The organism is Pacificibacter maritimus (genome assembly GCF_003814915.1).
Lineage (GTDB): Bacteria > Pseudomonadota > Alphaproteobacteria > Rhodobacterales > Rhodobacteraceae > Celeribacter > Celeribacter maritimus.
Map to the genome: position 1 here is coordinate 45,489 of NZ_RKQK01000006.1, position 26,652 is coordinate 72,140.

General features: G+C 51.0%; 27 protein-coding genes. 16 read left to right on the plus strand and 11 right to left on the minus strand.

Features of this window, described 5'->3' with window-relative positions:
• The first annotated feature begins 52 nt into the window (after nt 1–52).
• The 8 genes from EDD53_RS14515 to EDD53_RS14550 all read left to right on the plus strand — a co-directional run bounded on the left by EDD53_RS14515 (nt 53) and on the right by EDD53_RS14550 (nt 7,968).
• Complete coding sequence (locus EDD53_RS14515; RefSeq protein ID WP_123794288.1) at nt 53–940, plus strand: alpha/beta hydrolase; 888 nt, start codon at nt 53–55, stop codon at nt 938–940.
• Nucleotides 937–1,974 (plus strand): Ldh family oxidoreductase, encoded by a 1,038-nt coding sequence (locus EDD53_RS14520; protein ID WP_123794289.1) that lies wholly within the window; start codon nt 937–939, stop codon nt 1,972–1,974. Before EDD53_RS14515 ends, EDD53_RS14520 begins: the two co-directional genes overlap by 4 nt.
• Complete coding sequence (locus tag EDD53_RS14525; protein WP_123794290.1) at nt 1,971–2,450, plus strand: tripartite tricarboxylate transporter TctB family protein; 480 nt, start codon at nt 1,971–1,973, stop codon at nt 2,448–2,450. The genes EDD53_RS14520 and EDD53_RS14525 overlap by 4 nt, the downstream gene beginning before the upstream one ends.
• Nucleotides 2,451–3,941, plus strand: coding sequence for a tripartite tricarboxylate transporter permease (locus EDD53_RS14530; RefSeq protein ID WP_123794291.1), 1,491 nt, complete (start codon nt 2,451–2,453; stop codon nt 3,939–3,941).
• A gap of 54 nt (nt 3,942–3,995) precedes the next feature.
• Nucleotides 3,996–4,955 (plus strand): Bug family tripartite tricarboxylate transporter substrate binding protein, encoded by a 960-nt coding sequence (locus EDD53_RS14535; protein WP_170162780.1) that lies wholly within the window; start codon nt 3,996–3,998, stop codon nt 4,953–4,955.
• Between the two features lie 63 nt (nt 4,956–5,018).
• Entirely contained in the window at nt 5,019–5,405 is a 387-nt protein-coding gene (locus tag EDD53_RS14540; protein WP_246002427.1) for a YciI family protein, read from the plus strand.
• 31 nt (nt 5,406–5,436) lie between these two features.
• On the plus strand, nt 5,437–6,873 hold the full coding sequence (locus tag EDD53_RS14545; protein WP_123794293.1) for an aldehyde dehydrogenase family protein: 1,437 nt from the start codon (nt 5,437–5,439) through the stop codon (nt 6,871–6,873).
• A gap of 189 nt (nt 6,874–7,062) precedes the next feature.
• Complete coding sequence (locus tag EDD53_RS14550; protein WP_123794294.1) at nt 7,063–7,968, plus strand: homocysteine S-methyltransferase family protein; 906 nt, start codon at nt 7,063–7,065, stop codon at nt 7,966–7,968.
• Nucleotides 7,969–7,995: 27 nt separating this feature from the next.
• Here the strand turns inward: EDD53_RS14550 and EDD53_RS14555 are convergent, their stop codons facing one another.
• Nucleotides 7,996–8,895: a GntR family transcriptional regulator gene (locus EDD53_RS14555; RefSeq protein ID WP_123794295.1), complete on the minus strand. Its 900-nt coding sequence runs from the start codon at nt 8,893–8,895 to the stop codon at nt 7,996–7,998.
• Between the two features lie 98 nt (nt 8,896–8,993).
• Between EDD53_RS14555 and EDD53_RS14560 the strand changes: the two genes are divergently transcribed.
• From EDD53_RS14560 to EDD53_RS14590, 7 genes are all read left to right on the plus strand, one after another.
• Nucleotides 8,994–9,986 (plus strand): sialic acid TRAP transporter substrate-binding protein SiaP, encoded by a 993-nt coding sequence (locus EDD53_RS14560; RefSeq protein WP_123794296.1) that lies wholly within the window; start codon nt 8,994–8,996, stop codon nt 9,984–9,986.
• Between the two features lie 62 nt (nt 9,987–10,048).
• Nucleotides 10,049–10,594: a TRAP transporter small permease gene (locus EDD53_RS14565; RefSeq protein ID WP_170162781.1), complete on the plus strand. Its 546-nt coding sequence runs from the start codon at nt 10,049–10,051 to the stop codon at nt 10,592–10,594.
• Complete coding sequence (locus EDD53_RS14570) at nt 10,591–11,871, plus strand: TRAP transporter large permease (RefSeq protein WP_123794298.1); 1,281 nt, start codon at nt 10,591–10,593, stop codon at nt 11,869–11,871. The genes EDD53_RS14565 and EDD53_RS14570 overlap by 4 nt, the downstream gene beginning before the upstream one ends.
• A gap of 12 nt (nt 11,872–11,883) precedes the next feature.
• A complete protein-coding gene (locus EDD53_RS14575; RefSeq protein ID WP_123794299.1) occupies nt 11,884–12,885 on the plus strand; it encodes a zinc-binding alcohol dehydrogenase family protein in 1,002 nt (333 codons plus the stop codon).
• A complete protein-coding gene (locus EDD53_RS14580; RefSeq protein ID WP_246002429.1) occupies nt 12,885–13,982 on the plus strand; it encodes a mannitol dehydrogenase family protein in 1,098 nt (365 codons plus the stop codon). Before EDD53_RS14575 ends, EDD53_RS14580 begins: the two co-directional genes overlap by 1 nt.
• A 66-nt stretch (nt 13,983–14,048) precedes the next feature.
• Nucleotides 14,049–15,482 (plus strand): UxaA family hydrolase, encoded by a 1,434-nt coding sequence (locus EDD53_RS14585; RefSeq protein ID WP_425464068.1) that lies wholly within the window; start codon nt 14,049–14,051, stop codon nt 15,480–15,482.
• Between the two features lie 226 nt (nt 15,483–15,708).
• The gene (locus EDD53_RS14590) at nt 15,709–16,866 is read left to right on the plus strand and encodes an iron-containing alcohol dehydrogenase (RefSeq protein ID WP_123794302.1); all 1,158 of its coding nucleotides are present in this window, start codon (nt 15,709–15,711) and stop codon (nt 16,864–16,866) included.
• Nucleotides 16,867–16,949: 83 nt separating this feature from the next.
• Here the strand turns inward: EDD53_RS14590 and rfbA are convergent, their stop codons facing one another.
• The 10 genes from rfbA to EDD53_RS14640 all read right to left on the minus strand — a co-directional run bounded on the left by rfbA (nt 16,950) and on the right by EDD53_RS14640 (nt 25,357).
• Nucleotides 16,950–17,819: a glucose-1-phosphate thymidylyltransferase RfbA gene (gene rfbA, locus EDD53_RS14595; protein WP_123794303.1), complete on the minus strand. Its 870-nt coding sequence runs from the start codon at nt 17,817–17,819 to the stop codon at nt 16,950–16,952.
• On the minus strand, nt 17,816–18,676 hold the full coding sequence (gene rfbD / locus EDD53_RS14600) for a dTDP-4-dehydrorhamnose reductase (RefSeq protein ID WP_123794304.1): 861 nt from the start codon (nt 18,674–18,676) through the stop codon (nt 17,816–17,818). The genes rfbA and rfbD overlap by 4 nt, the downstream gene beginning before the upstream one ends.
• 52 nt (nt 18,677–18,728) lie before the next feature.
• Nucleotides 18,729–19,775, minus strand: a complete 1,047-nt coding sequence (gene rfbB, locus EDD53_RS14605) for a dTDP-glucose 4,6-dehydratase (protein ID WP_123794305.1) — start codon at nt 19,773–19,775, stop codon at nt 18,729–18,731.
• A gap of 15 nt (nt 19,776–19,790) precedes the next feature.
• Nucleotides 19,791–20,375 (minus strand): dTDP-4-dehydrorhamnose 3,5-epimerase, encoded by a 585-nt coding sequence (rfbC, locus tag EDD53_RS14610; RefSeq protein ID WP_123794306.1) that lies wholly within the window; start codon nt 20,373–20,375, stop codon nt 19,791–19,793.
• A gap of 114 nt (nt 20,376–20,489) precedes the next feature.
• Complete coding sequence (locus EDD53_RS14615; protein WP_123794307.1) at nt 20,490–20,795, minus strand: hypothetical protein; 306 nt, start codon at nt 20,793–20,795, stop codon at nt 20,490–20,492.
• A 309-nt stretch (nt 20,796–21,104) separates the two neighbouring features.
• Nucleotides 21,105–22,076, minus strand: coding sequence for a 5-oxoprolinase subunit C family protein (locus tag EDD53_RS14620; RefSeq protein ID WP_123794308.1), 972 nt, complete (start codon nt 22,074–22,076; stop codon nt 21,105–21,107).
• The gene (locus tag EDD53_RS14625; RefSeq protein ID WP_123794309.1) at nt 22,066–22,941 is read right to left on the minus strand and encodes a 5-oxoprolinase subunit B family protein; all 876 of its coding nucleotides are present in this window, start codon (nt 22,939–22,941) and stop codon (nt 22,066–22,068) included. The genes EDD53_RS14620 and EDD53_RS14625 overlap by 11 nt, the downstream gene beginning before the upstream one ends.
• Before the next feature lie 25 nt (nt 22,942–22,966).
• Nucleotides 22,967–24,322, minus strand: coding sequence for an acetyl-CoA carboxylase biotin carboxylase subunit (locus tag EDD53_RS14630; RefSeq protein ID WP_123794310.1), 1,356 nt, complete (start codon nt 24,320–24,322; stop codon nt 22,967–22,969).
• 1 nt (nt 24,323) lies between these two features.
• Nucleotides 24,324–24,560: an acetyl-CoA carboxylase gene (locus EDD53_RS14635; RefSeq protein WP_123794311.1), complete on the minus strand. Its 237-nt coding sequence runs from the start codon at nt 24,558–24,560 to the stop codon at nt 24,324–24,326.
• 20 nt (nt 24,561–24,580) lie between these two features.
• Nucleotides 24,581–25,357, minus strand: coding sequence for a 5-oxoprolinase subunit PxpA (locus tag EDD53_RS14640; protein ID WP_123794312.1), 777 nt, complete (start codon nt 25,355–25,357; stop codon nt 24,581–24,583).
• A gap of 226 nt (nt 25,358–25,583) precedes the next feature.
• Between EDD53_RS14640 and EDD53_RS14645 the strand changes: the two genes are divergently transcribed.
• A complete protein-coding gene (locus tag EDD53_RS14645) occupies nt 25,584–26,504 on the plus strand; it encodes a LysR family transcriptional regulator (protein ID WP_123794313.1) in 921 nt (306 codons plus the stop codon).
• Nucleotides 26,505–26,652 lie beyond the last annotated feature (148 nt).

Here is a 26,652-nt window from a genome sequence, read left to right on the forward strand (position 1 = left end):
TTGCGCGGAGGACACACTCCAACATTCCGCTTGCAAGGTAGGGAGAGAGACCATGCAAATACCATTAGATTACACCTCAGACGGGTTGAACATATCAGGCGTGCTTCATGTGCCTGATGGCTATGTTGATGGTCAACCTTTGCCCACTTTTCTGGTTTTACACGGATTTGTTGGTACCAAAGATGAATCCCACGCTGAACTGCAAGCGCAAATGTTGGAAGATATGGGATATTGCGCTTATCGCTTTGACATGCGTGGCTGTGGTCAAAGCGAAGGCGCGCGCGGCGATGTGCGGTGCTTTGATCAGGTTGCGGATACCAAAAATGCACTGACCTTTATTTCGCAACGCCCAGAGGTTGCCAGCGATCAGATTGGTGTCATCGGCCATAGTTTCGGGGCTGCAGTCGCGGTTTACACCGCGGGTATTGATGATCGTCTTGCCTGTTGCATTTCATCTTGCGGTTGGGGCGATGGTCACAAGAAATTCCGTGGTCAGCACCCAACGCCTGAAGACTGGAACAAATTCACAGGTATCTTGGAACAGGGACGCGCGCAGAAAGAGGCGACAGGGGAAAGCTTATGGGTCTCGCGTTTCGATGTGGTGCCAATCCCCGAAGCCTTGCGCAAAAATCTATCGCCGAAGGCTATTTTCGAAGTGACGGCGGAAACCGCGCAAAGCATGCATGATTTCCGTGCCAATGATGTGGTCGGTAATATAGCGCCACGGCCTTTGTTGCTGTTTCACACAGCTGGTGATGTGATTACGCCGATGGAACAATCTTTGGGGTTGTTTGAAAAGGCGGGTAAGAATGCGGAATTGATGATCGTGACGGGCACATCGCATTTTCCGCTGTCCGAAGCGGATGCACCGCGCACCCATGTGTTGATCCAAAGTTGGTTGTCGAAATTTTTCCCAAGCCCGCTTGGGGAGGCTGCATGACTTTAATCGCGCCAGATAAGTTGCAAGGCTTTGCGCAAGATTTGCTGACAGCGGGCGGATTTGCAGCTGAACATGCCGCAAAGACGGCAGAAGTTCTGGTCTGGGCCAATTTGCGCGGCACTGAATCTCATGGGGTTTTGCGGATACCGCGCTATCTTGAAATGATAACTGAAGGCATCATTGATCCCACGGCGAAGCCTGAGGTGGATTGTCAAAGCGGTGCGATTTCAGTGCTCGATGCACACCGTGCCCCTGGCATGTCATCAATGAGCCAAGCTATGGATTTGGCACAGCAGTCAGCGTCACAATTTGGCATCGGCTGCTGTGTGGCGCGCAATATCAGCCATGCGGGCGCTGTTGGATATTACGCAGCGCAGGCAGCAAGCGGTAATATGATTGGCATTGTGATGACCGCTTCAGGACCGTTGATGGCCTATCATGGATCTTGCGACGCGGGGGTTTCCACCAATCCAATCGCGATAGCAGCGCCAAGTTCGGGCGATCCGATCGTGTTGGATATGTCGACTTCGGCTGTTGCTTTGGGCAAAATTATGCAGGCGCGCGATGCGGGGCAAGATATTCCACTGGGGTGGGCGATCGATGAATACGGCATGCCAACAACCGAATCGGATCGCGTGAAAACCCTCGTGCCTATGGCAGGGCCAAAAGGGTCGGGTTTATCGCTGATGATTGAAATCATGTGTTCGTTATTGGCCTCGAACCCTGTGATTGCGCCTGTGCTTAGGGGCGAAGCAGGAGGGATGAACGGCATCGCGATTGCGTTAGATATTGCGCGCTTTGGTGCCTTGGAGCTGTTTGTTGAAAATATTGAAAACCTATCTAACGCTCTGAAATCACTCAATCCTAGCAAAGGCGTTGATCAGATCCGCTTGCCAGGGGAGCGCGGATTTGCATCGGCGAAATCCCGTGGGCAAAACGGAATTCCGCTTGCGGATGGCACATGGCACAAGCTGATAAGCTTAGCCGACAAGTTAGGCATTGATCCATCTGTGTATAAGGCGGGTCATTCATGACGGATAAGGGAGGCGACATGAAAACAGGCAAAAAATTTGCACGGCTCGAACCGATGTTTGGATCATTGGCGTTGATTGTGGCTGCGTGTTTTGTGCTGGGGATTGGCTGGGGATATTCCGCAGGCAAACTCACGCAGATGGGGCCAGGGTATTTTCCACGTATCGTTGGCTTTGCTCTTTTGGGATTTGGCGCCTTGTCGCTGTATAGCGATGTGACCAATCCGACCGTTTCGAATACGCGGTTTGAATGGCGAAATTTGGCTTTTGTCTGTGCGAGTATTCTAACATTTGCGGCTCTGATTGATCGGGCTGGCTTGGTGCCTGCCACATTTGTGTCGGTTGCCTTGGCCACCATCGCGGACTCTCAAAACAGTGTCAAATCCACGCTTATTTACACCCTATGCGTCTGCCTTTTTGCATGGGGGCTTTTTATTCATGTTCTGGAATTGCCGCTTTCGGCATTTGGGAGAGGGTAGATGCTTGAGAACTTTCTTCTTGGGCTGAACACAGTCATGGACCCTAGCGTTTTTGTTTACGCTGTGGTTGGGGTCATCATCGGTCAGTTGATTGGCGTTTTGCCTGGTATTGGCGCGATCACGGCGATCTCATTGCTGCTGCCTGTGACCTTTCATTTGGACGCGACCACATCAATCATCATGCTTGCGGGCATTTATTATGGTTCGCAATACGGCGGCTCTATTGCGTCGATTTTGCTGAACTTGCCAGGCACACCTTCATCGGTTGTCACCTGTTTGGACGGTTATCCGATGGCGCAAAAGGGCCAAGCAGGCAAGGCGCTGTTTATCACGGCTACGTCTTCATTTGTTGGCAGCTGTATCGGCGTTGGCATCGTGATTATGGCGGCTATCCCTATGTCGATCTTTGCCCTGAAATTCGGTGCACCAGAATATGCGTCACTGGTGTTTTTAGGCCTTCTGGCGGCCACAATGATCGCCACGGGATCGCAAATTCGATCTTTGGCGATGGTTGCTTTGGGGATCTTTTTCGGGCTGATCGGGTCTGACATCAGTTCGGGCGCTTACCGCTTTGTTTTGATCCCTGAAATGGCGGATGGAATCAGCCTTGTGTCCTTGGCAATGGGTTTGTTTGGCTTGGGTGAGGTGATCAAAAACATCGGCCAGAAAAAACGCCGTGCGATTGATGTGAAAATCACCCTTAAAGATATATTGCCCAGCCGAGCCGAAGCCAAAGGGCTGGTCGGGCCGTTGCTGCGCGGGGGCGGGTCTGGGAGTTTCTTTGGGGCCTTGCCGGGAACAGGGGCTGCGATTGCGTCTTTCATGGCTTATGCGATTGAAAAACGTGTGTCTAAAACCCCTGAAAAATTCGGCAAAGGCGCGCTGGCGGGGTTAAGTGGACCAGAGGCTGCAAACAATGCCGCAGCGCAAACCAGCTTTATTCCTACGCTGACCCTTGGCGTGCCAGGCGATGCAGTCATGGCCTTGATGATTGGCGCGCTGATCTTGAATGGCGTGATCCCTGGTCCGAATTTAATGACCAACGAGCCTGCGCTGTTTTGGGGGGTGATCGCCAGCTTTTTGATCGGTAACATCATTCTATTTGCGATCAACCTGCCGCTTATTCGCTTTTGGGTCATGCTTATTCGCATCCCGTATAACAAGCTTTACCCCATCGTGATCTTGATGATTTCGGCTGGCGTTTATTCGCACCGCAATTCCGTCGTTGATGTGATCATGACGCTCATGTTCGGGGTGCTGGGCTATGTGTTGCGGCGCTACCGTTTTGAAGCCGCACCCGTGTTGCTTGGCTTTGTTTTAGGGCCAATGCTTGAGGAAAATTTCCGCCGCACAATGTTGCTTTACGGTGGGGATTTCACGGTCTTTTTGACGCGTCCTATTTGCGCTGTTTTCACGGGGCTGGCCGCGCTGATTATCGCTTTTTCAATCTTTAGCACTGTGCAAAAGGGAAAAGCCAATAGGTCTGTTTAGGGCCAAATGCTCGCGCGTCTGAGCTTTGATGAGACGCACCAAAGGGAGGAAACTATGTCTATCAAATTACGAATTGCTTTGCCGATATTGGCAGCTCTTGCAGCACCTGTTTTTGCCGCGGATTACCCTGAAAAAACGATCCGTCTTTACCATGGCTTTGGTCCAGGTGGAAACGCTGACACCGTTGCGCGCATTGTTGCAGAGGAAATGAGCCAAGGTTTGGGTCAACCTGTTGTTGTGGAAAGCAAGCCGGGTGCGGGGGGCACTGTGGCGTCTGATTTCATTTCAAAAGCTGATCCTGATGGGTATTCATTGCAGCTTATGGTTGGGGGGCATTCGGTCGCAGCAGCGCTTTACAACGAGTTGCCCTATGACGCGAAAGAGGATTTCACCTTTATTTCGACCATCGGGAAATTCCCGTTTTTTGCAGCCACGCAGGCGGGGGCATTTGACGATATGGCTGACCTTGTTGCGCAGGCCAAAGAAAAGCCAGGTTCAATCAAAATTGGCCATGCGGGTGTGGGGTCTACCCAGCATTTGTCTGGCGAATTGTTGGGGCTTTTGTCTGGCGCCGAGTTTTTGCACATTCCGTATAAAGGCGGCGCTGCGGCATCCACGGCTTTGCTGGGTGGTGAGGTCGATTTGATGATTGACGCAGGCACCAGCACGCGGGGCCAAGCCGAAGCGGGCACATTTGACATTCTGGGGGTGACATCTGGCGAACGCTGGGATGACGCTACCGATGTGCCAACAATTTCTGAAACAGTGGCTGAGGGCTATGACGTTTTGTCATGGACTGGATTGGGCGGACCAGCAGGCTTGTCCGATGATGTTGTCGCGACTTTGAGTGCAGAAATGGCGCGCGTGATGGCCTTACCATCTGTGCAAGAAAAAATCACCGCCTTGGGTGCGAAACCATCCGCGTCTACGCCAGAAGAATTCCGCACGCTGGTTGAAACCCAGATCGGGGTTTGGACGACTGTTGTGAAAGATGCAGGCGTAGAAAAGCGTTAAACCGATAGTGCGCCCCGCCTGTTTATTCGCATGCGGGGCCAATTTCACAGGAGCACATCGCCCGTGTCACAGTCCGATACATCGCAACCCACAGCACAAGATATGATGGCGTCCATGTTGGGGCTTAATCTTTACGTTGTCATCACCCAGCCTGTGCGCGGCGAAGGCATTGCAGAACGTCTAAAAGATCACCTGAACTATCAGATTAAGTTGGAACAAGAGGGCAAGCTTTTTGGCGCTGGCCCGATGTTTGGCGAGGATGACGATAGGCCCGAGGCGGGGCTGATTATCTTGCGCGCCAAAGATCGTGACGAAGCGCGCGCCTTGGCCGATGCAGACCCTTTTCACAGCTCTGGCCTGCGCAGCTATACCTTGAAACGCTGGAAGCTGAACGAAGGGTCGATGACCTTTAAAGTGAATTATTCAGACCAAACCATGAGCGTGCTTTAGGCCAATTTGGCGAAGCCCGAGGAGGCAAGAAATGACAAATCCAAAACTAAATCTCATCGCGGGATCATGGGTCGAGGGCGCAAGCGTGCCGAATGTAAATCCATCGGATACATCCGACATCGTGGGGCATTTTTCGCAGGCGAGTGCATCGGACACCCAGCGCGCAATCCAAGCAGCCAAGGCGGCGTTTCCCGAATGGTCGCGCAGTGGTATCATGCAACGTCATGCGATTTTGCGCAAAACATCCGACGAAATTCTAGCCCGTAAAGAAGAGTTGGGCACGTTGCTGTCCCGTGAAGAGGGTAAAACCCTAGCCGAAGGGATCGGCGAAACCGTGCGTGCGGCGCAGGTTTTCGATTTTTTCGCAGGCGAAGCCTTGCGATTGGCGGGCGAAGTTATGCCCTCTGTGCGCCCTGACATTGGCGTGGAAATAACCCGTGAACCTGTGGGCGTTATCGGCCTGATCACGCCGTGGAATTTTCCGATTGCGATCCCCGCATGGAAGATCGCGCCAGCGCTCTGTTACGGCAATACCATCGTGTTCAAGCCTGCCGAACTGGTGCCCGCAAGTGCTTGGGCTATCGTGGATATTTTGCACCGCGCGGGCCTGCCCGAAGGGGTGATGAACCTTGTCATGGGCAAGGGGTCCATCGTCGGTCAAGAGATTGTTGAGAGCGCCGATGTTGATGCGATCAGCTTTACAGGGTCGGTCGGGACAGGCGCGCATATTGCCAAAGCATCTGTGCCGTTCATGCGAAAATTGCAAATGGAAATGGGCGGTAAAAATCCCATGATCGTGTTGGAAGATGCCGATCTGGATTTGGCCGTCACGACGGCTGTGAACTCCGCTTTTTATTCTACAGGTCAGCGTTGTACGGCGTCATCACGTATCATTGTGGATGAGCCGATTTATGATCGTTTTCTCGTGGCCATGTCTGAACGTTTGGCCGCAACACGGGTTGGCAATGCGCTTGATCCTGAAAGTCACATCGGCCCTGTTGTGGACCAATCGCAGCTTGATCAAAATATGGCCTATGTCGACAAAGGCAAGGCCGAAGGCGCGCGTTTGGTCACGGGTGGTGAGTTGGTCAAACGTGACACTGAAGGTTTTTACATGACACCCGCGCTTTTCGCGGACTGTTCAAATGACATGACTATCGCGCGCGAAGAAATTTTTGGCCCTGTTGCCGCTGTGATCCCCGCTAAAGGTTATGATCACGCGCTTGAGATTGCCAATGATACCCCCTTTGGTCTGTCTGCGGGAATTTGTACCACAAACCTGCGCTATGCGACCCATTTCAAACGCAATTCGCAGGCGGGCATGGTGATGGTCAATCTGCCCACCGCAGGTGTTGATTTTCATGTGCCATTTGGGGGGCGCAAAGGATCGAGCTTTGGACCGCGTGAACAGGGATCCTATGCCAGCGAATTTTTCACCACTGTCAAAACGTCCTACACATTGGCCTAATGCGCGCGGGACCAGTTGTGCGTGTATGGGGTGATGCGTATTTGCTTAGAAAAAAGTCGTTTTTTAGGTAAGTATTGCTGACATAATTGACCTATCTCGTGGGAGTGTGTCTGTGGTAAATTTGGGCGTGACGATATGATGTTTTACGATTAAAGAGCGTGCTTTAACCGTAAATCCTAGGATCAGGCAATGTCAGTTATTACCCTTATTGATGGCGGTATGAGCCGTGAATTGCAGCGCTGCGGTGCCACATTAGCTCAACCTGAATGGTCGGCTTTGGCCTTGATCCATCAGCCTGAAATCGTGCGCAAAGCCCATGAAGAATTCATCAAAGCGGGCGCCGAAGTTATCATCGCCAATAACTATGCGGTTGTGCCGTTTCACTTGGGTGAGGATCGGTTTGCAGCTCAGGGCGGTGCATTGGCACATCTGGCAGGGCAGCTCGCGCGCGAAGCCACTCAGATCAACCCATCAGTAAAGGTTGCAGGCGCTTTGCCGCCCGCCTGTGGGTCATATGTGCCCGATCAATTTGATGCCGATAAGGCGCGTGCCATCCTGTCTGTTTTGATCGAAAATATGGATGCGAATGTCGATCTTTGGATCGCTGAAACCATGAGCAGCCTTGAAGAGGCCCGCGTGACCGCGCAAGCCGCCAAAGCGTCAGACAAACCCTTGTGGATGGCCTTTTCATTGCGCGATGATCTAGCGCCTGAGCAAATGCCCACACCACAATTGCGCTCGAATGAAGCCGTAGAAGATGCGGTAAAACTGGCCATTGATATGGGCGCTAAGGCTGTTTTGTTCAACTGTTCCATGCCCGAAGTTATGAAGCAAGCCATTGAAGTTGCAGCACAAGTTTTGCGTGACCTCGGTCGTGAAATTCCCATTGGCGTTTATGCCAATGCCTTTGCGCCAGTAGATGAACCACTTGCCGCCAACGAAGCCCTGAATGTGGTGCGCGCAGACCTTGATCCAGCGGGGTATTGCATCTGGGTGGATCAATGGATTGCGGCGGGCGCGACAATTGTGGGGGGATGCTGTGGCATTGATGCCCCTCATATTGCGGCTTTGCACGCGCACCTGAAAGCGGATTGATCTCCACATTATGCGCCAAGGCTGACGCTATTCAAATGTATTCGCGCTGCGATTAACCGATGCATTCAGCGTGGCCTTAGCCGAGCTTAGGTGGACCTTTAGGGCTTCGAGAGCTTCATCTTCGCGTTTTAAAAGCAAGGCTTCGATGATGCGCAGATGTTCTTTGGCTGCCACCAAATTGCGTTCCTTTTCGTCTGATTTATTCCATCTGAAATGGTAGTGGAAAATCAAAGTAATGGCGTCTTGAAAGCTGCTGAAAAATCGGTTGTCTGCCGCGTCATTTAGCAGCCTGTGAAAACGTGAATCCAATGCAGGAAAATCGTTGAAATTGGTTTTGTATTGCTCAACAAATTTCAGGTGCTCCGTATGCATTCTGTGCAACATGGGCCAGAATCGGTGATCATCAGGCAATAGAATGAGCTTTTCGATGGCACGCAGCTCAAACATGCTGCGCACTTCATGCAGGTCTTCGGCGTATTTTTTACTGAAACCCTCCAAAATCCAACTTTTTTGCGGCTCTTTTTTGATGAATTCAAACCGGCTCATGCGCAGCAAAAATTCACGAACGGCAGAGTTTGAAACGCCAAATTCCTTGGCTAAAGCTGTCTCTGAAAACCGATGGTTTTTATCAAAGCGACCTGCCAGAACCTTTTCCATAAAAGCAGCTTCGATGCTTTCATCTGTGGTTAGAATGGCATCGGCTGCGAAATAGTCTTGCGCACTAGGGCTTTGAATAAGATGCCAATTTGTCCCATCTGGTCGGATGATTTCATGGTCTTGCAAGGCCTCAATAACACGGCGCGCTGTGTTGCGGCTGACATCTAATCTGTTGGCCAAATCTGATACGGATCGAAAGCTTTGGCCTGAATTCAACAGATCAAGCGTGTCGTTGTAGCAGCGTTTGTAAAGGCGGTCTGAGCGGGCCATGATTGTCCTTGATGCTGTTTTTTAATAGTTAAAGACAGTTGACCATGGCAATTCAAGTCTTTTATCGATTAAAGACATGAAGGACTAGGGAGGAAACAATGTCTATTCACAAAACACTGACCCGCCGCGGGGTCACGATGAGCCTTGCCTTGGTATTGGCATCAACAGCAGCATTACCAACATTTGCTGGCGAAGTTTTGAAGTTTGGCCATGTCTATGAAACAGGCACACCATTTCACGAGGCCGCGTTGCGGGCTGCTGACGCGTTTGAGGAAGCGACAGGCGGCGAGCATAAGATCGAGGTTTTCCCAGCATCACAGCTTGGTAAAGAAAGCGCGCTGAATGAAGCTTTGGCGCTTGGCACTGTAGACATTATTTACACTGGTCCTGCGTTTATGTCGCAGTCCTATCCACCGATTGCGATTTCCGATTTCCCGTTCACATTGCGCGGCGTTGATCATTGGAAAGCCTATGCGGAATCTGATCTGTTTGGTGAATTGTCTGAAGGCTACACACAGGTCACAGGCAATGTCGTGGCTGCGATGACCTATTATGGGTCGCGCCATGTGACAGCGAACAAGCCTATTTTGGCGCCCTCTGATATGGAGGGTTTGAAAATTCGCACACCGAATGCCCCCGCATACCAGTTGTTCCCTGCTGAAACGGGCGCAAACCCGACACCAATGGCCTTTGCTGAGGTGTATCTTGCTTTGCAACAAGGTGTTGTAGATGCGCAAGAAAACCCGCTGCCCACAATTCAGTTCAAAAAATTCCACGAGGTGCAGTCTGATATCAACCTTACAGGTCATATCATCAACTCACTCGTCACAATCGTGTCGCCGATGACCAAAGCCAAACTTGGCGATGATTACGCAAAGCTGGAAACATCGTTGCAAGGTTCCGCAGGCTGGGCCACAGATGCGATCGTAGCATCAGAAGAAGAACTGGTTGGTTGGTTCAAAGACCAAGGCACTAATGTCAACGAAGTTGACCGCGCGCCATTTATTGAAGCCGTCGCGCCAGCCTTGACCAGCGCAGACATGCCATGGGACGCATCCATCTATGAGCGTCTGCAAGCCATCGAAGATTAAGACAGTCGCAAATGATTTTAAGAGGCTCCTTGAGGGGCCTCTTAACCCTTGGGAGGGACAGTATGACACGAGAGAATTCAGCACATGCGGTCAGCGATGATCGCATCGAGGCTTTGCTACAAGAACAAGAACAACAAGAGGCGTTGGATGGCCCACGCGTGCCGTTCAAATGGTACGATTCCGTTGCCCTTGCACTGTTTGTTGGCTTGTTTGCAGTTGTATTTTTACAGTTCTTCACACGCTATGTGTTGAATGATTCCATTGCATGGACTGAAGAAGCCGCACGGTATTTGCTGATTTGCTTGGCCTTTGTCGGCAGTATCAAATGCCAGCTCCTTGACAGCCACATCCGTTTGGAAGTGGTCGATCAAATGATGCCGCGCTTGGTGAAGCCGCTGAAAATCTTTTCTCTCGTAGCGGTTGCAGGCTTTGGCGCTTTTGCCGCTTGGTCGATCTGGCAATTGATTGCGCGGACAAGTTATCAGCAAATGATTTCTTTGCCCTTCCCCAAATATTACCTTTACGCCGTTGTGCTTGCAGCTATTGGCATCTTTTGCCTCGTCTGCGCAGGCCAACTCATTGCGCTTGTCAAAGGAGACAAGAAATGACCCTTGCTTTTCTGTTTATTGCGCTCTTTGGCTTGATGCTTTTGCGTGTGCCAATCGCATTTGCGCTTGGGCTGTCATCCGTTGGATATATCTTGCTGGAAGGCATGCCGCCCGTGTTGTTGATGCACAATATGATCAACGGCATGGATAGCTTTCCTTTGCTCGCGATCCCGTTTTTCATTCTCGCGGGGGCTTTGATGAATTCGTCGGGTGTGACAAGTCGCATTTTTGGCTTTGCCCGTGCAATTGTCGGTTGGATGCATGGCGGTTTGGGCCATGTTAACGTTGGCGCTTCGATCATTTTTGCGGGCATGTCAGGGGCGGCTGTGGCCGATGCTGGCGGGCTTGGTGCGATTGAAATCAAAGCCATGCGCGAAGCAGGTTATGACGATGATTTTTCAGTTGGTGTCACGGCTGCCTCATCCACAATCGGTCCGATCATTCCGCCCTCTTTGCCTTTGGTTATTTTTGGCGTGATGGCCTCGGTTTCAATTGGCGATCTGTTTGTCGCGGGCATTGTGCCTGGCCTGATGATGGCTGGATCTTTGATGCTGATGGTCTGGTATATTTCACGCAAACGCGGCTATCCAACCGATGAAGGTTTCTCGATCTCCAATGTAGGGCGCAAATTTGTATCGGCCTTTTTGCCGCTGATGACGCCTGTGATCATTGTAGGCGGTATTGTGTCAGGAGCTTTCACCCCGACCGAAGCCGCCGTGTGTGCTGCCGCCTACGCCTTGGTTTTGGGTGTATTTGTGTACCGCACCATATCGTTGAAATCTTTTGTGAATGTGTCGATTGAAACCATTGAAACCACGGCATCGGTTTTGATGATTGTCGGCACAGCTACTGTTTTTGCATGGATTTTGACCGCCAATCAGGTCGCAGGGCAATTTGCCGATTTGTTGCTTGGAATCACAGACAACAAACATCTGATCTTGTTGATGATCATGCTTGTCGTTTTGATCGTCGGTCTGTTCATGGAAACGATTGCCGCGATTTCTATTCTGGTGCCTGTCTTGTTGCCGATCGCTGTGCAGCTTGGCATCGACCCTGTGCATCTGGGTGTCATCGTTATTCTCAACCTGATGATCGGGCTTCTAACGCCTCCTGTCGGCATGGTTCTTTTCGTGCTGTCCAAGGTCTCTGGCGTGCCATTTGAAAAATGTGTGCGCGCGACCATGCCCTTCCTCATTCCACTGGTGGCAGTGCTTTTGCTGCTCACTTTCGTGCCCCAACTCACACTTTGGCTGCCTTCTGTGGTCAAAGGTCTTTAAAAAGGTAATCCCATGCAATCTTTGGTTTGTATCGAACCCCATAAACTTGTTCTCAAAGAGGTCGAAGAAGCTGTGGTGCCCGAAGGCTGGGTGCCGTTGGATATCTTACGTGTCGGCATTTGCGGAACGGATTACCATATCTTTTCAGGCACGCAGCCTTACCTAAGCTATCCGCGTGTCATGGGTCATGAAGTGTCAGCCCGCGTGGCGCAAAGCTACACTGGGACCGACTTTAAACCCGGTGATCTGGTTGTGGTGAACCCATACATTACATGCGGCGCCTGTCGTGCCTGTTCCGTTAATCGACCCAATTGTTGCGAAAACATTTCTGTTGTGGGCGTGCATGCAGATGGGGCTATGGCTGACCGCTTTGCCATGCCAGCTTCGAACCTTATCAAGGGTGACGGGCTGACTGCTGATCAAGCGGCTATGGTGGAATTTTTGGCCATCGGTCGTCACGCTGTGGCCAGATCACAGATCAAACAGGGCGAAAAAGCCCTTGTGGTGGGCGGTGGACCAATTGGTTTGGCGGCTGCTTTATTTGCGCGCTTGGCGGGCGGCGATGTGACTGTTGCCGATATGTCAGATGACAAGCTTGATCTGTTGCAGCGCGACTTTGGCTTGAACACATTGGACGCCAAAGATCAGGCTTTGATGGACGCACAAGAAATTTCTTACGACAAAGTCTATGACGCAACTGGGCATATCGGTGCTATGAACAATGCGCTGCGCTACGTTGGCCATGCGGGCACGTATACTTTGGTGAGTGTGGTTAAAGGGGATCTGCAATTTGCCGATCCAGAATTCCACAAACGCGAAACGACTTTGCTGGCCTCGCGCAATGCTTTGGCTGCAGATTTCGAATATGTCGTTGATGCGATTGTGCAAGGTAAGATCGATACAGATAAGTTGGGCACGCATCGCACGAATTTTGCCAAAGCCCCTGAAGATATCAAAGACTGGGCGCAGGACCGTGATAAGGTGATCAAGGCGCTTATCGAGGTGGCATCATAATGGTCTTGCAAACACAGGTTTTACAATTCGGCACCAGTCGTTTTTTACAGGCTCATGCAGATTTGTTTTTCTCGCAGGCGGATGCAGACATGACCGTCACAGTTGTGCAGTCATCTGGTGATACGTCGCGCCAGCACCGCCTTGCGGCTTTGGCTGACCCAAGCGGGTTTCCTGTGCGCGTGAAAGGTTTGGAACAGGGTCAAGAAATTGACCGTGAAGAACGTGTCACCAGCGTCAAACAGTGTTTTTCTACGGCCCAAGATTGGGACGATGTTTGCCGCGTTGGCGCGGGCGTTTCCTATATTTTATCGAATACATCTGACCGTGGCTACGATGCGCAGCCCAGTGATCTGGATGCGCAATTCACCAATGATATGAGCTTTCCTGCCAAGCTCACCCATTTGCTGCACTATCGATTCAAAACAGGGGCGAAAGCGCCTACTTTACTGCCCACAGAGTTGATTCCAGACAATGGTGATGTGTTGAAAACGCGCGTGCTCGATTTGGCTGAAGCTGTGTTCAATGATGTTGCTTTTGCGACGTGGTTGCAGGCCATGCCTGCGGCGAATTCGATTGTTGATCGTATTGTATCTGAACCAATTGAACCCGCAGGTGCAGTCGCAGAACCCTATGCGTTATGGGCCTTGCAAAAGGCAGATGGACTGTCTTTGCCATTTACCCATCCCGCAATTGAATGGGTTGACAGCTTGGAAGAAGCCGAACGCCTGAAACTGCATATCCTCAATTTGGGGCATACATATATTGCGGATTTATGGCAGGTGAAAGACTGGCCCAAAGACATGAATGTTTTGGATTTCATGCGCGGGGATCACTGCGCTGATTTGATGCATCTCTATGAAACCGAAGTGATCCCAGCCTTTGCGCTTAAAGGGCTTGAATCCAAGGCGCGCGCCTATGTGGCCACCACGGTTGATCGCTTTGCCAATCCGTTTTTGGATCACCGCATTGCGGATATCGCGCAAAATCACGGGCAAAAAATCGACCGCCGAATTGGCGCATTTGTCAGCTGGATTCACGCGACTGATCCCGAGTGCAGGTTGCCAACCTTGTCGGCGATACTCAAAAAGGGGACTTAGATGACCGAGGCACCAAGCTTGATCTTTTTGGACAGAGAAGACAGTGTGGCCGTTGCACTGTCAGATATGGCGCAAGGAGAGACCCGCCACGATATTACAGCGCTTGATGCTATCCCGCGCGGTCACAAAATTGCGGTAAAACCCATGAAAGCGGGCGACCCTGTGGTGAAATACGGGTATATCATGGCCACGGCATCGCAAGATATTGCGGTGGGCGCCCATGTGCATGTTCACAATTGCCGCTTGCCTGATAGTCATTCTGAGCAGGCGATGACGAAAGAGCGCAGCCTAAAAGCGCCTAATCGTCAAAGCTTTATGGGGTATAAACGTCCAGATGGCCGCGTTGGCACCCGCAATTACATCGGGATTATGGCGTCAGTAAATTGTTCGACAACCGTTTGCGATGCCATCGCAGCTGAAGCCAACCGCGTGCTTTTGCCCAAATACCCAAATATCGATGGGTTCGCGCCTATCGTGCATGACCAAGGCTGCGGCATGGCCAATCAGGGCGAAGGCTTTGACACTTTGGTGCGCACGCTCAAAGGCTACCGCGATCATCCGAATTTTGGTGGTGTTTTGATTGTCGGCTTAGGTTGTGAGGTCAATCAACTGACGCTCTACCAACGCACCGATTGGACCAAAGCGCGCTTTCAAACCCTCAACATTCAAGACGTCGGCGGGTCGCGCTCTGCCATTCGGCGTGCTGTGGAATTGCTTGAACCGATCGCAGCACTGGCTGCGCAAGATCAACGATCAGAACAATCTGTGGCCCATCTCACACTTGGCATGCAATGCGGTGGCTCTGACGGGTTTTCGGGTATCACCGCAAACCCCGCTTTGGGGGTTGCCTCAGACATGTTGGTGGCCGCAGGCGGTACATCCATTCTGTCTGAGACCCCTGAAATTTTTGGGGCAGAACATCTTTTGATCGCACGCTCCGATCTTGCCACAGGCGACAAAATTCGTGCGATGATTGACTGGTGGCGCGACTACGCAGAACGCAACAATGCATCGCTTGATAACAATCCCTCTCCTGGCAACAAGAAGGGCGGCTTGACCACGATTTTAGAAAAATCCTTGGGCGCTGTGGCCAAGGGCGGACTGGCCCCTGTGTCGGGCGCTTATGCTTACGGCGAAAAGATTGATCGTCATGGATTCGTCTACATGGACAGTCCGGGCTATGATCCAGTTGCAGCGACAGGGCAGGTGGCTTGTGGCGCGAATTTGATCGTGTTCACAACAGGTCGCGGGTCGTGTTTCGGCGCAAAACCCACGCCTTCGATCAAGCTGTCATCCAACAGCCAGCTTGCGCGCTCTATGCCCGAAGATATCGATTTGGATTGTGGTGTCGTGATCGAAAAAGGCATCAGCCTGACCGATATGGGCCAGCAGATTTATGACCTCATGCTGGATACGGCTTCGGGCAAAACCACTGTGTCTGAGGATCTGGGGTATGGTGACAATGAATTTGTACCATGGAAAATCGGCGCAGTGCTCTAAGCCCTTGCGCCGCTTTGTGATTTCGATCCTTTGAACAAGGCTTTGCGTCTGTTACCTTGCGGCACTTATGGTCATAATATTGTGACCGTTTTTGCCCTAGTTGTCTTGCTTTCGCGGCCCTACTTACAGGGCATGAAAGCGCGCTACGCTGTGTCACCTTTTAGAAGTGACACAGCTGGCTGCGACACTGGATATGCGCCGCATATCGCAACACAAGGACGCTTCAATGAACAATTTTGATTTTCACAATCCCACACGCATTCTCTTTGGCAAAGGTCGTATCGATGATCTGGATGGCCAAGTGCCAGCTGATGCAAAAGTATTGATTTTGTTTGGCGGCGGCAGTGCCGAACGAACGGGTGTACTGGCCAATGTGCGCAAAGCCTTGGGCGACCGCGAAGTGGTTGAGTTCAGCGGTATCGAACCAAACCCGCGCTATGAAACTGCGATCAAAGCGGTTGATGTGATCGCCGAAAACGGTGTCACATTCATTCTTGCTGTGGGGGGCGGTTCTGTCATTGATGCGGCCAAATTTATTGCGGCTGCCGCAAAATATGATGGCGACGCTTGGGATATTTTCACATCCTTTGGTGGTGTGATTAAAGACGCACTGCCCTTCGGGACTGTGTTGACCTTGCCTGCCACAGGGTCAGAAATGAACACAGGTTCCGTTATTACGCATTTGGGCAAAGCGGCAAAATTGCCGTTCCGCAGCCCGCATTGTGCGCCTGTGTTTTCGATCCTTGATCCTGAGTTGACTTACACACTGCCTGATCGTCAAATCGCCAACGGTGTGGCCGATGCTTTTGTGCATGTGATCGAACAATATCTGACCTATCCTGTGGGCGCGCCTGTGCAAGATGGGTTTTCCGAAACCTTGCTGCGCACTTTGATTGATCTTGGCCCGAAAGCGCTTGAGACACCCAAAGATTACGATATCCGCGCCAGTTTGATGTGGACAGCGACTTTGGCCTTGAACGGTTTGATCAGCGCAGGTGTGCCACAAGACTGGGCGAGCCATATGATTGGTCACGAAATCACAGCGTTCAACGATACAGATCACGCCCGCACCTTGGCAGTGGTTTTGCCATCTTTGATGCAAGATCAACGCGAAGCAAAACGTGAGAAATTGCTGCAATATGCCGCCAATGTCTGGGATATCCGCGAAGGGGATGACGACGCGCGTATTGATGCTGCGATCAAGGCCACGGTCGATTTCTTCCATGCGATGGGGATTGATACAAAGCTAAGCGATTACAATGTTGGTGCAGATGATATCGACACCATCATCAACGCATTGACAGATCACGGCATGACGGAGCTTGGCGAGCACGGCAAAATCACGCCAACAGTTGCGCGCCGTATCTTGGAAGCCGCTCTATAAACGGATCATGAGATCACTGCCGATTATATTCGGCTGTCGGATGGCGCTAGATAACAAGCGCCATCCGTTCTTTTGTCGACTTTTTATATCAAACTTTTCAGATACTTACCGTAATCGGTTTTCTTAAACGTATCGGCATGTTTGCGTAACGTATCGGCATCAATCCATCCCGAGTGATATGCGATTTCTTCAGGGCAACCCGATTGCATCCCTTGGCGTTTTGACAAGGTGCGCACAAAGTTCCCAGCATCCAAAAGGGATCCATGGGTGCCTGTATCAAGCCAAGCATAGCCACGTCCCATCCGTTCAACGGTAAGAGTGCCATCGGCCAAATATGTTTCAAGCAGGGTGACGATTTCGACCTCACCGCGCTGTGATGGTTTGATTTGTTTGGCACGACGCGGGGCGTCTCCGTCTAGAAAATACAGACCTGTAACGGCGTAATTTGATGGCGGTACATCTGGCTTTTCGATGATCTGTTCTACCGTGCCATCTGTGTCAAATTTGACCACACCGTAGCGTTCAGGGTCGGCCACATGGTATCCAAACACAGTGCCCCCATCGGCTTTGCTGTCGGCCGCTTGCAGCATTTCTGGCAAACCATGGCCAAAGAAAATATTGTCGCCCAAAACCATCGCAGAAGGGGCACCATCTAAGAAGTCTTCCGCCAAGATATAGGCCTGCGCCAAACCATCAGGCGAGGGCTGTTCGATGTAGGTAAAAGAGACACCCCATTGGCTGCCATCGCCCAAAAGGCGTTTAAATTGGGACTGATCTTCAGGCGTTGTGATCACGGCAATTTCGCGAATACCTGACAACATCAAAACCGAAATTGGGTAATAGATCATCGGCTTGTCGTAGATCGGCATTAACTGTTTTGAAATGGCCATGGTCAGCGGATATAGGCGTGTGCCTGATCCGCCAGCCAAGATAATGCCTTTGCGTTGGGTCATTGAGTGATCTCCAATTCTTTTAGTACATCAGCCAAATCCACGGCCCAGTCGGGGCGTGCGATGCCAAAGTTTGTGTGTAGCGTTGTGCAATCAAGTCGTGAGTTATGGGGACGCGTTGCAGGTGTTGGATAGGCGCTTGCGGGGATATCAGTCACGGTGACTTTGCGCCCAGAATGATCAAAAACAGCACGCGCAAAGTCCGCCCAGCTGACATCCTCGCGTCCTGAGAAATGATAGGTGCCAAATTGTGGCACATCAGCGCGTGTTTTAAGTTGCTCTGCGATCTCAATACAGGCCTTTGCCACTGAACAGGCTGAGGTCGGCCCTCCGATTTGATCGGCCACCACATTCAGAGCGTTGCTTGTTTGCGTTAGTCGCAAAATGGTTTTGACAAAGTTTTTGCCGTGGGCGGAGAACATCCAAGAGGTTCGCAAAATTGCGTGACGTGACCCTGCGGCACGAATGCCGTCTTCGCCTGCTAATTTCGTACGCCCGTAGGCGCAGAGTGGCGCTGTAGGGTGATCGGGGTGAAAGGGCGTGTTGCCTGCGCCATCAAAGACGTAATCCGTTGAAACATGTACCAAGGGAATGTCGAGTTCAGCGCTGGCGCTTGCCATTTCTGCGGGTGCCGCGCCGTTAACCAGTGCAGCTGTAGCTTCATCATCTTCCGCGCTATCCACCGCCGTGTAGGCGGCGGCGTTGATAACAACATCGGGTTCATGTCTACGGATAGCATCCGCACAGGTGTGAGGATTGGTTAAATCAACATGCTCACGACCCAAAAAGGTCGCGTCAGGCAATTGGCGCTGTAGCTCGATCGCCAATTGCCCTGTAGAGCCAAAAACAAGGGTGGTCATACTGATAACGTCCAATCCATTTGCTGCCTAGGCAGATCCCCCGCGATGCGGATTATCCTGTACCCAAGCGTGCGCCAACACCACTCCGGTTTTGCAAGGCGCGCCACCATGTTTCGTTGTCCAAGTACCACTGTACGGTTTTCTCAAGCCCCTGTTCCACGGTCACTGATGGGCGCCAACCAAGCTCATCGCGCAGGCGTTTTGGATCAATCGCATAGCGCGCGTCATGGCCTGGGCGATCTGTAACAAATGTAATCTGGTCTGCGTAACTTCCGCTGGATTTGGGTCGTTTTTCATCCAAAATCTTGCACAGCGTCTGCACCAATTCCAGATTGGTCCGTTCGTTTTCACCACCCACATTGTAGGATCGGCCAAGTTCACCTTTATCAACCACCAACAGCAAAGCATCAGCGTGATCTTCAACGTAAAGCCAATCGCGAATGTTCGATCCATCGCCATAAATGGGCAGTTCCTTGCCCGCCAGAGCGTTCAAAATCACAACGGGGATCAGCTTTTCGGGGAAGTGAAAAGGGCCGTAATTGTTGGAACAGTTTGTCAGGACCACTGGCAAGCCGTATGTTTCATGCCAAGCGCGGACCAAGTGATCTGATGCAGCTTTTGACGCAGAATACGGGCTGCGAGGATCATAGGATGTGTCTTCTGTGAACAGCTGCTCAGGATCATTTGGCAACGATCCAAACACTTCATCAGTTGAAATATGGTGAAACCGAAATGTATCGGGCTTGCCTGATTTGGTCCAATAGGCACGCGCCGCTTCTAACATGTGAAAGGTGCCAGTGATGTTGGTTTCAACAAAATCAGAAGGCCCATCAATTGAGCGATCAACATGGCTTTCAGCGGCCAAATGCATAACTGCGTCTGGCTTATGTTTTTCAAAAACAGTGTCTAAAGCTGCACGATCACGAATATCGACGTGCTCAAACGCATAAAGCGGACTGTCGGATACCGAAGCCACATTGTCTAAACAGGCCGCGTAGGTCAGGGCATCGAGGTTCACAACGTGATGGCCACGGGCAATTGCTTGGCGCACCACGGCGGACCCGATAAAGCCAGCGCCGCCTGTCACAAGTAGTTTCATAGTGTAGACTCCATATTAATAACCATCACTCAACTCGGGTGTTGTACCGTATGTGAATGGCGTGTCAAAATCTGCGAGGGACTGCGCGATTTCATCTTTTTCAGAAAGCACTGGCGGTATGTTGCCAATCGGCCAGTCGATGCCGCAACTGTCCCATTTTACAACGCCATCGCATTGTGGCGCGTAGTAATCCGTGCATTTGTATATGACTTCACTGTCTGATTGAAGCGTCATAAACCCATGTAAAAATCCAGACGGCACCCACAGTTGTAGTCCGTTTTCGAACGACAACTCGCGACCAATCCATTGGCCAAATGTGGGCGAACCCTTGCGAATATCGACGGCGACATCAAAAATAGCCCCGCGTCCGCAGCGAATAAGTTTGCCTTGCGCATGCGGCGGCGCTTGAAAATGCATCCCGCGCACGGTGCCGATATCACGCGACATCGAATGGTTGTCTTGCACGAATTCTGGTAAGATCAAGCCATGGGATTCAAGTTTGGATTTGTTCCAACTTTCACTGAAAAAACCACGATGATCCATAACCCTTGGCGGTGTGATTTCAAAAACACCAGGTAATGTGGTTTGTTCAATCTTCATAACAGTGACCGTCCTTGGAAACAGGGTCGTGATTAAAATAGTGATGCGCCGCAATATGTTGCAAATGATATCGTAAGCATTCTGACGGTTAAAGAAAAGACGATAACCGCCGCGCTAACTCAAGGTCGTGGCCACAGCCTGTTTGGTTTGCGCGACAATCTGCCAAGCGCGGCCTTCTGAGCCAGATTGCGCATAGATATGAAATTCTGGCGCATTACCAGAGGCGCGCAAATGCAAGACATCGCCGTTGGTCAGCTCGACGCAAAGTCTGTCTGTTAAGTCAACGGAATCGATATGACCAAAGAGGCGAAAAAGTGGCGCGCTTTGTGGACAGGACTGATATCGGGGCAAGCGAGGCGAGAAATGCCCAACCTTCGCACCTTCGCGAAAGGATGCTGTTGGGTCATTGAGGAACAGCACTTTGAAGTTCCCGTGAAACGTTTTTATATTGCCATTTTTGTCCGCAAAAAAAGACGGGCCGGAGGGAAGAGGCCCAAACCGGCCCGCAAGTCCAACATCCTGGGAGTTAGGTGTTGAATACGGAAAAGATCACAGAAAACCGCAGGGGTGGCTTGAACCCAAAGCAGACCCTTTGAACAAGTAAACCCAGACCGCTTCAGACAAAGCTGAGGGCGCCTGCTGATTTTAGGTCGCGTTTCATTGTTCCGACCTGCATGTCAGTGGCTTCCATTGGGTGCGGTTTTGCGCGTTTTATCGGTGTTTGACCTGTTAACTGAGATCTTGTCTTATTCTTTCCAGCATCGCTTTGCGGTCTCTACGGGCAGCAAGTGACTGATCCATATCAACTTTTTCGAATTTCACAGGGGTATGTGGTTGCAATTGACCAATCAAATCCATATCAGCTGAAATGATTGCACCAAGGGTGAAATAGCCACCGCCAGAAACCGCATCGCGGTGCAAAACAATAGGTTCTGTACCACCGGGCACTTGGATTGAACCGTAAGAATAGCACCCGTCCACGATATTCGATGGATCGGCACCTGCGCCAAAGGGCTGTTCGCGATCCACAAATTCAAGAGGACGTCCGCCTTTGAAACGGTATCCCATACGGTCTGCTTCGGGGGCCACTTTCCATTCGTCTTCAAAAAACGCAGCGCCAGCTTCATCGGTTAGGCGATGCCAATAGAGACCTGGAAGAACACGTAAACGGGCAGGGGTGTCTGGTTTACGGCGCAAAGAGTCCGCAACTGTGCGCCCTGCACCAGCGCCTTGTGTTCCACCTGTGGGCAACTCATCGCCCGCTTGAATCGCGCGCCCTTCGACGCCGCCTAAAGCACCAATCGGATAGGTCGAACGGCTTCCCAAAGCTTCTGGAGTGGTGATTCCGCCGCTGACAGCGATGTAAATCCGTGCACCTGATTGAAGAAAGCCAAAGCTCAGTGTTTGCCCCGCTTTCACCACAAAGGACGACCATGAGTCTTGGATTTCACCGTCCACTTTGATTGGCAATTCCGCACCCGTCACCGCCACAGTGGCGGTTTCAGTGAATTCAATTTCAGGCCCCATAAAGACCGCTTCGAGACAGGCCGCACCTTCGTCATTGCCCACCAGCATATTTGCTGCACGCAAGGCATAGCGATCCATCGCCCCCCCAATAGGTATGCCCAAGTGAAAGTATCCAATGCGTCCAAGGTCTTGGATAGAGGTCGCCAGTCCAGGGTTTTTGATTTTAAGCGTCATTGAGGGCCTCCAACATCTTCGCATTTGTGCCGCTCATGTCGGCGTTGAAATCATCAAGATCGAATTCAACTTCAGCGATACGCGGCACATAGGTGCCATCTTCGACCGCTGCGAGAATTTCGTCATATTCCGTGCGATCAATCGGTTTCCATTTCACGATGTCACCAGGCTTGAAAAACACCATGAAGTCTTTGAGGTGCGCGACTTTTTGTTCTGGGTCGTAGATCGGCATCGGCGTGACGCCAAACATTTGATAGCCACCTGCGCCGCGCACAGAATAGATGCAGGAAAAACACCCCCCATATCCGACTGTTTGCTTGGGCGTATCAGTGCGCGGGCTTAGATATTTAGGCACCTGCAACTGTTTTTCGCGTTCGACAAGTTGATACAAAAACGGCAATCCTGCCACAAACCCGACCATTGAAACAAACCAAGGTTGAGAATGGTGTGCCTCGATGAAATCATCGGCATTTTCAAACCCATTGATCTTAGCCGCATAATCAAGATCCGTGCCACTTGGATCTTGATGACGTTCGCGAAAACGCATCAATGTTTCATGTGTCCAAGGGTCTTTGTAATAGACAGGAATTTCAACAATCCGTGTCGTCAAACGCTTTTCAGCTGATTCAGCTTTGTGTTCAAGTTCCATCACCTTGGCCATGATTTCATTCGGCGAAATCACATCGGGGTCAAAGCGCACCTGAAATGACGCATTTGCGGGGCAAATTTCCGTGACGCCTTCAATCTTGGCATCGCGCACAGCATTGCTCATGGACAGAGATTTGAAAAACGCGTCGAGGGACATTTCATCATCTATTTCAACATAGACGTGCTCGTCGCCTCCGAATGTATATCTGGTTTTCATCGGGCTTTCCTCACGTGTTTTAAGGTTACAGGTTTCCAGCATCAAGCCATGGTTCAAGCCACTGGGTGTGGAAATCGCCAGACGCCACACAGGCATCGGCAGCCAGTGCTTTGTGCAAAGGAATGGTTGTTTTTATCCCCTTGATTTCAAGACCTTCTAAGGCTGACGCCATTTTAGCAATCGCATCGGCGCGATCCGTGCCATGAACAATCAATTTGCCAATTAAAGAGTCGTAAAAGGGTGGAATTTGATAGCCTTCATACATGAAGTGATCAAAGCGGATGCCATCCCCAACAGGGATTTTCAGGCCTTCGACCTTTCCTGGCCACGGCATGAAATGCAAAAAAGGGTCTTCGGCGTTCAGGCGCACTTCAATCGCATGGCCTGTCTTTGTGATCTGGTCTTGGGTCAGACTTAAAGGCGCGCCACCACTCACGCGGATCATTTCTTGCACCAGATCCACGCCCGTGATCATTTCGGTCACAGGGTGTTCGACCTGAATACGCGTGTTCATTTCGATGAAAAAGAATTCTTTGGTCGTCTCGTCATAAAGATATTCAAGCGTGCCGGCGCCGCGATAGCTGACCGATTCAGCCAAAGCGACAGCCGCCATACACAGGTTTTCACGGGTCTCCTCATCAAGACAATCTGCGCCAGCTTCTTCCCAAACTTTTTGGCGACGGCGCTGGATCGAACATTCGCGTTCATAAAAATGAACTGCTTTGTTGCCATCCCCTACTATCTGGACTTCGATATGTCGCGGGGATTTAATTGCTCTTTCTACATACAGCCCTCCGTCACCAAATGCGGCGGCCGCTTCTTGTTGTGCTTGGGGCGCCAAGCTCCGCAATTCGTCTTCGGTATCCGCAATTCGAATGCCCTTGCCACCACCACCAGCCGCTGCCTTTACCATCACAGGATAGCCAATTTTGGCTGCGACCTCGACCGCTTCATCCACAGATTCTATGCGCCCCTTTGAGCCAGGCACAACAGGGACACCCGCCGCTTGGGCAGCTTGACGTGCAGAGACTTTATCGCCCATCCGTTCGATCGTATCTGCGCTTGGTCCAACAAATTTTAGGCCAGCATCTTCGACGGCACGCGCAAATTCTGGGCTTTCAGACAGAAAACCGTAACCAGGGTGAACAGCATCCGCAGATGCTTCAATCGCTGCCGCCACAACGCCAGCTATATTGAGATAGGATTCCGATGCCTGCGCAGCCCCGATGCACACGGATTCGTCCGCCATCTGAACCGCCAACATATTCGCATCAGCTTCTGAATATGCTTGAATAGTTCTAATACCCAAACACTTAGCCGCCTTGATAATACGCACGGCGATCTCGCCACGATTTGCAATGAAAAGACGTTGGATGGTCATATTAGCCTGCCACTTCTGCAAGTGCTTGGCCCGCTTGAACTGGCGTGCCGTCTTCGATGAGATAGGATGTGAAGGTTCCTGCGATTTCTGATTTGATCTCGATGAAGGTTTTCATCACTTCGACCAATGCAATTGTGTCGCCGACAGCCACCGCAGCGCCTTCGGATTTAAAGACCTCTGCCTCTGGCGAGGGTTTTGTGTAGAAAGTCCCAGGGAGGGGGGAAAGGACTTGTGCCATGTTGGTTCTCCTTGATTGTATTATAGCCCGAGCACATTGGCTGCAGGTGCGATTGTGATGCCAGCTTCGGTCAATCCTGCCCGTATAGCTTTGCCTATATCCAAAGCACCGGGCGTATCGGAATGAAAACAAATTGATTCAAATTCGATTGGGATGTCTTCGCCATCTACCGTTTTCACAACGCCTTCTTTGCAAGCGCGCACGCATTTGGCTGCGATTTCATCTGGCTTTGGCCGTGACACCCGCCGTGCGAAAACAATGGATCCAGAATTATCATAATCACGATCAGCATAAAATTCTCGTGCAACTGGGTGCCCAAGCCGTTTGGCAACTTCGTAGGTTTTAGAAACCCCCATGCAAAAAATAATCGCCGTACCGCATGTTTTGCCAAGGGCATCAACAATCTTTTCGGACAATTCTTCATTCACAGCCGCTTCCATATATAGGGCGCCATGCGGTTTTACGTGTTGCAGACTGATACCGTAACGACGCCCAAATTCACGGATGGCGCCGACCTGATATATAATGTCATTCACCAACTCGTCAGAATTGGTTTTAATGTAGCGACGCCCAAAGCCCTGCAAATCATTGTATCCAGGATGAGCCCCAAGACCGACACCATAAGTTTGCGCCAAACGCACCACGCGGTCCATTGAATTGGGATCCCCTGCGTGAAAACCCGCCGCGATATTGGCTGAGCTAATGAGGGCCATGATGGCTTCATCTGGCGCTTCACCTAGCGTCCATTGGCCAAATCCTTCACCCATGTCGCAGTTAAGGTCGACGATCTCTTTCATGTTTTGTATCCCTGTTTAAAGCTAAAATCAGGTTCACAAAAACCGTTCCGAATTGGAAATTCTTTTATCCGAAGCTTTACTATCAGTTTTTCTGATATTAAAATCCAAAGACAGGCGCTTTAAACTATTGTTTTATATAAGTTTCATAATTCTACGATTTAGGGGGCGATTTTCGGTATCACTTTTTTCGATGATCAATCATTAGGCATTACAGGGAACGACTTGTATGAACTTACGTCACTTAAAATATTTCGTAGCAACGGCTGAACTTGGCCAAGTCAGCCGCGCTGCGACAGTTTTATCGATCTCGCAATCTTCAGTTACGGGGGCGATCAAGGAACTAGAGGCAATTGTCGACGCCGATTTGTTTGTTCGCTCACCACAAGGGATGGAGTTGACCGATTCGGGGCGCGAATTTCTGGCCGCTTCGCGCGATATTTTGGAAAAGGTGGAAGAGGCAAAGAAACTCACCAAGCGCCGCTCAGATGTTGGCGGCACAATCACGTTGGCCGCGACCTATACTGTGCTTGGATATTTTTTGCCGTTTCACATCGAACGCCTCGCCAATCTGCATCCTGGCTTGGACATTCAGATCAGCGAACTTAATCGCGAAAGTATTGAAGACGGCTTGCTGTCAAACAGGTTTGATCTAGCGATGGTTCTGACCTCGAACCTGCACAACCCAGACCTAGAATTTGAAACCCTATTGAAATCATCGCGCAGGCTTTGGGTGCCAAACGGACACCGCTTTCTTGAAAAAGGTAAGGCAAGTTTCGAAGAAATCGCCGAAGAAGATTACATCATGCTTACGGTTGACGAAGCGGCACACACCACAATGAAGTATTGGGGCAAAACAAACTTTCGCCCTAAAACAAAAATACGCACCTCATCTGTTGAGGCCACTAGATCGATGGTTGCGAATGGTCACGGCGTTACGATCCTATCTGACATGGTGTATCGACCTTGGTCTTTGGAAGGAAAACGGCTTGAAACCATTTCAACCGACATCGAAACCCCGACGATGGATGTGGGCATTGCGTGGCGAAAAGGAACAGAGTTTTCACCTGCGATGACCCTGTTGCTCGACTACTTTAAATCAAGCTTTGCATCGCCTCAAATGGCCCAATTCAGTGGACGAAAGAAATAGTTTGCGCAGTCAATGCAGCAGTTTTGAACTATGCGCATTGATCACCCACCATACCCCCGCAAAAGAAAAAGGCGGCCCATATGGACCGCCTTTCGGGAGGGAGGAAACTTAATTCGACTTAGTTGCGTTCGATTTGGTCGATTGCAAC

Excerpts from the sequence above, each read along its gene's own strand:
- EDD53_RS14635 (WP_123794311.1), bottom strand. The coding sequence starts at position 24,560 with ATGGCACAAGTCCTTTCCCCCCTCCCTGGGACTTTCTACACAAAACCC.
- EDD53_RS14630 (WP_123794310.1), bottom strand. The coding sequence starts at position 24,322 with ATGACCATCCAACGTCTTTTCATTGCAAATCGTGGCGAGATCGCCGTG.
- EDD53_RS14555 (WP_123794295.1), bottom strand. The coding sequence starts at position 8,895 with ATGGCCCGCTCAGACCGCCTTTACAAACGCTGCTACAACGACACGCTT.
- rfbC (WP_123794306.1), bottom strand. The coding sequence starts at position 20,375 with ATGAAGATTGAACAAACCACATTACCTGGTGTTTTTGAAATCACACCG.
- EDD53_RS14625 (WP_123794309.1), bottom strand. The coding sequence starts at position 22,941 with ATGAAAACCAGATATACATTCGGAGGCGACGAGCACGTCTATGTTGAA.
- EDD53_RS14620 (WP_123794308.1), bottom strand. The coding sequence starts at position 22,076 with ATGACGCTTAAAATCAAAAACCCTGGACTGGCGACCTCTATCCAAGAC.
- EDD53_RS14545 (WP_123794293.1), top strand. The coding sequence starts at position 5,437 with ATGACAAATCCAAAACTAAATCTCATCGCGGGATCATGGGTCGAGGGC.
- EDD53_RS14570 (WP_123794298.1), top strand. The coding sequence starts at position 10,591 with ATGACCCTTGCTTTTCTGTTTATTGCGCTCTTTGGCTTGATGCTTTTG.
- rfbA (WP_123794303.1), bottom strand. The coding sequence starts at position 17,819 with ATGACCCAACGCAAAGGCATTATCTTGGCTGGCGGATCAGGCACACGC.
- EDD53_RS14590 (WP_123794302.1), top strand. The coding sequence starts at position 15,709 with ATGAACAATTTTGATTTTCACAATCCCACACGCATTCTCTTTGGCAAA.
- EDD53_RS14515 (WP_123794288.1), top strand. The coding sequence starts at position 53 with ATGCAAATACCATTAGATTACACCTCAGACGGGTTGAACATATCAGGC.
- EDD53_RS14575 (WP_123794299.1), top strand. The coding sequence starts at position 11,884 with ATGCAATCTTTGGTTTGTATCGAACCCCATAAACTTGTTCTCAAAGAG.
- EDD53_RS14580 (WP_246002429.1), top strand. The coding sequence starts at position 12,885 with ATGGTCTTGCAAACACAGGTTTTACAATTCGGCACCAGTCGTTTTTTA.
- EDD53_RS14525 (WP_123794290.1), top strand. The coding sequence starts at position 1,971 with ATGACGGATAAGGGAGGCGACATGAAAACAGGCAAAAAATTTGCACGG.
- EDD53_RS14640 (WP_123794312.1), bottom strand. The coding sequence starts at position 25,357 with ATGAAAGAGATCGTCGACCTTAACTGCGACATGGGTGAAGGATTTGGC.
- rfbB (WP_123794305.1), bottom strand. The coding sequence starts at position 19,775 with ATGAAACTACTTGTGACAGGCGGCGCTGGCTTTATCGGGTCCGCCGTG.
- EDD53_RS14535 (WP_170162780.1), top strand. The coding sequence starts at position 3,996 with ATGTCTATCAAATTACGAATTGCTTTGCCGATATTGGCAGCTCTTGCA.
- EDD53_RS14520 (WP_123794289.1), top strand. The coding sequence starts at position 937 with ATGACTTTAATCGCGCCAGATAAGTTGCAAGGCTTTGCGCAAGATTTG.
- EDD53_RS14585 (WP_425464068.1), top strand. The coding sequence starts at position 14,049 with ATGGCGCAAGGAGAGACCCGCCACGATATTACAGCGCTTGATGCTATC.
- EDD53_RS14560 (WP_123794296.1), top strand. The coding sequence starts at position 8,994 with ATGTCTATTCACAAAACACTGACCCGCCGCGGGGTCACGATGAGCCTT.
- EDD53_RS14550 (WP_123794294.1), top strand. The coding sequence starts at position 7,063 with ATGTCAGTTATTACCCTTATTGATGGCGGTATGAGCCGTGAATTGCAG.
- EDD53_RS14565 (WP_170162781.1), top strand. The coding sequence starts at position 10,049 with ATGACACGAGAGAATTCAGCACATGCGGTCAGCGATGATCGCATCGAG.
- rfbD (WP_123794304.1), bottom strand. The coding sequence starts at position 18,676 with ATGACCACCCTTGTTTTTGGCTCTACAGGGCAATTGGCGATCGAGCTA.
- EDD53_RS14530 (WP_123794291.1), top strand. The coding sequence starts at position 2,451 with ATGCTTGAGAACTTTCTTCTTGGGCTGAACACAGTCATGGACCCTAGC.
- EDD53_RS14645 (WP_123794313.1), top strand. The coding sequence starts at position 25,584 with ATGAACTTACGTCACTTAAAATATTTCGTAGCAACGGCTGAACTTGGC.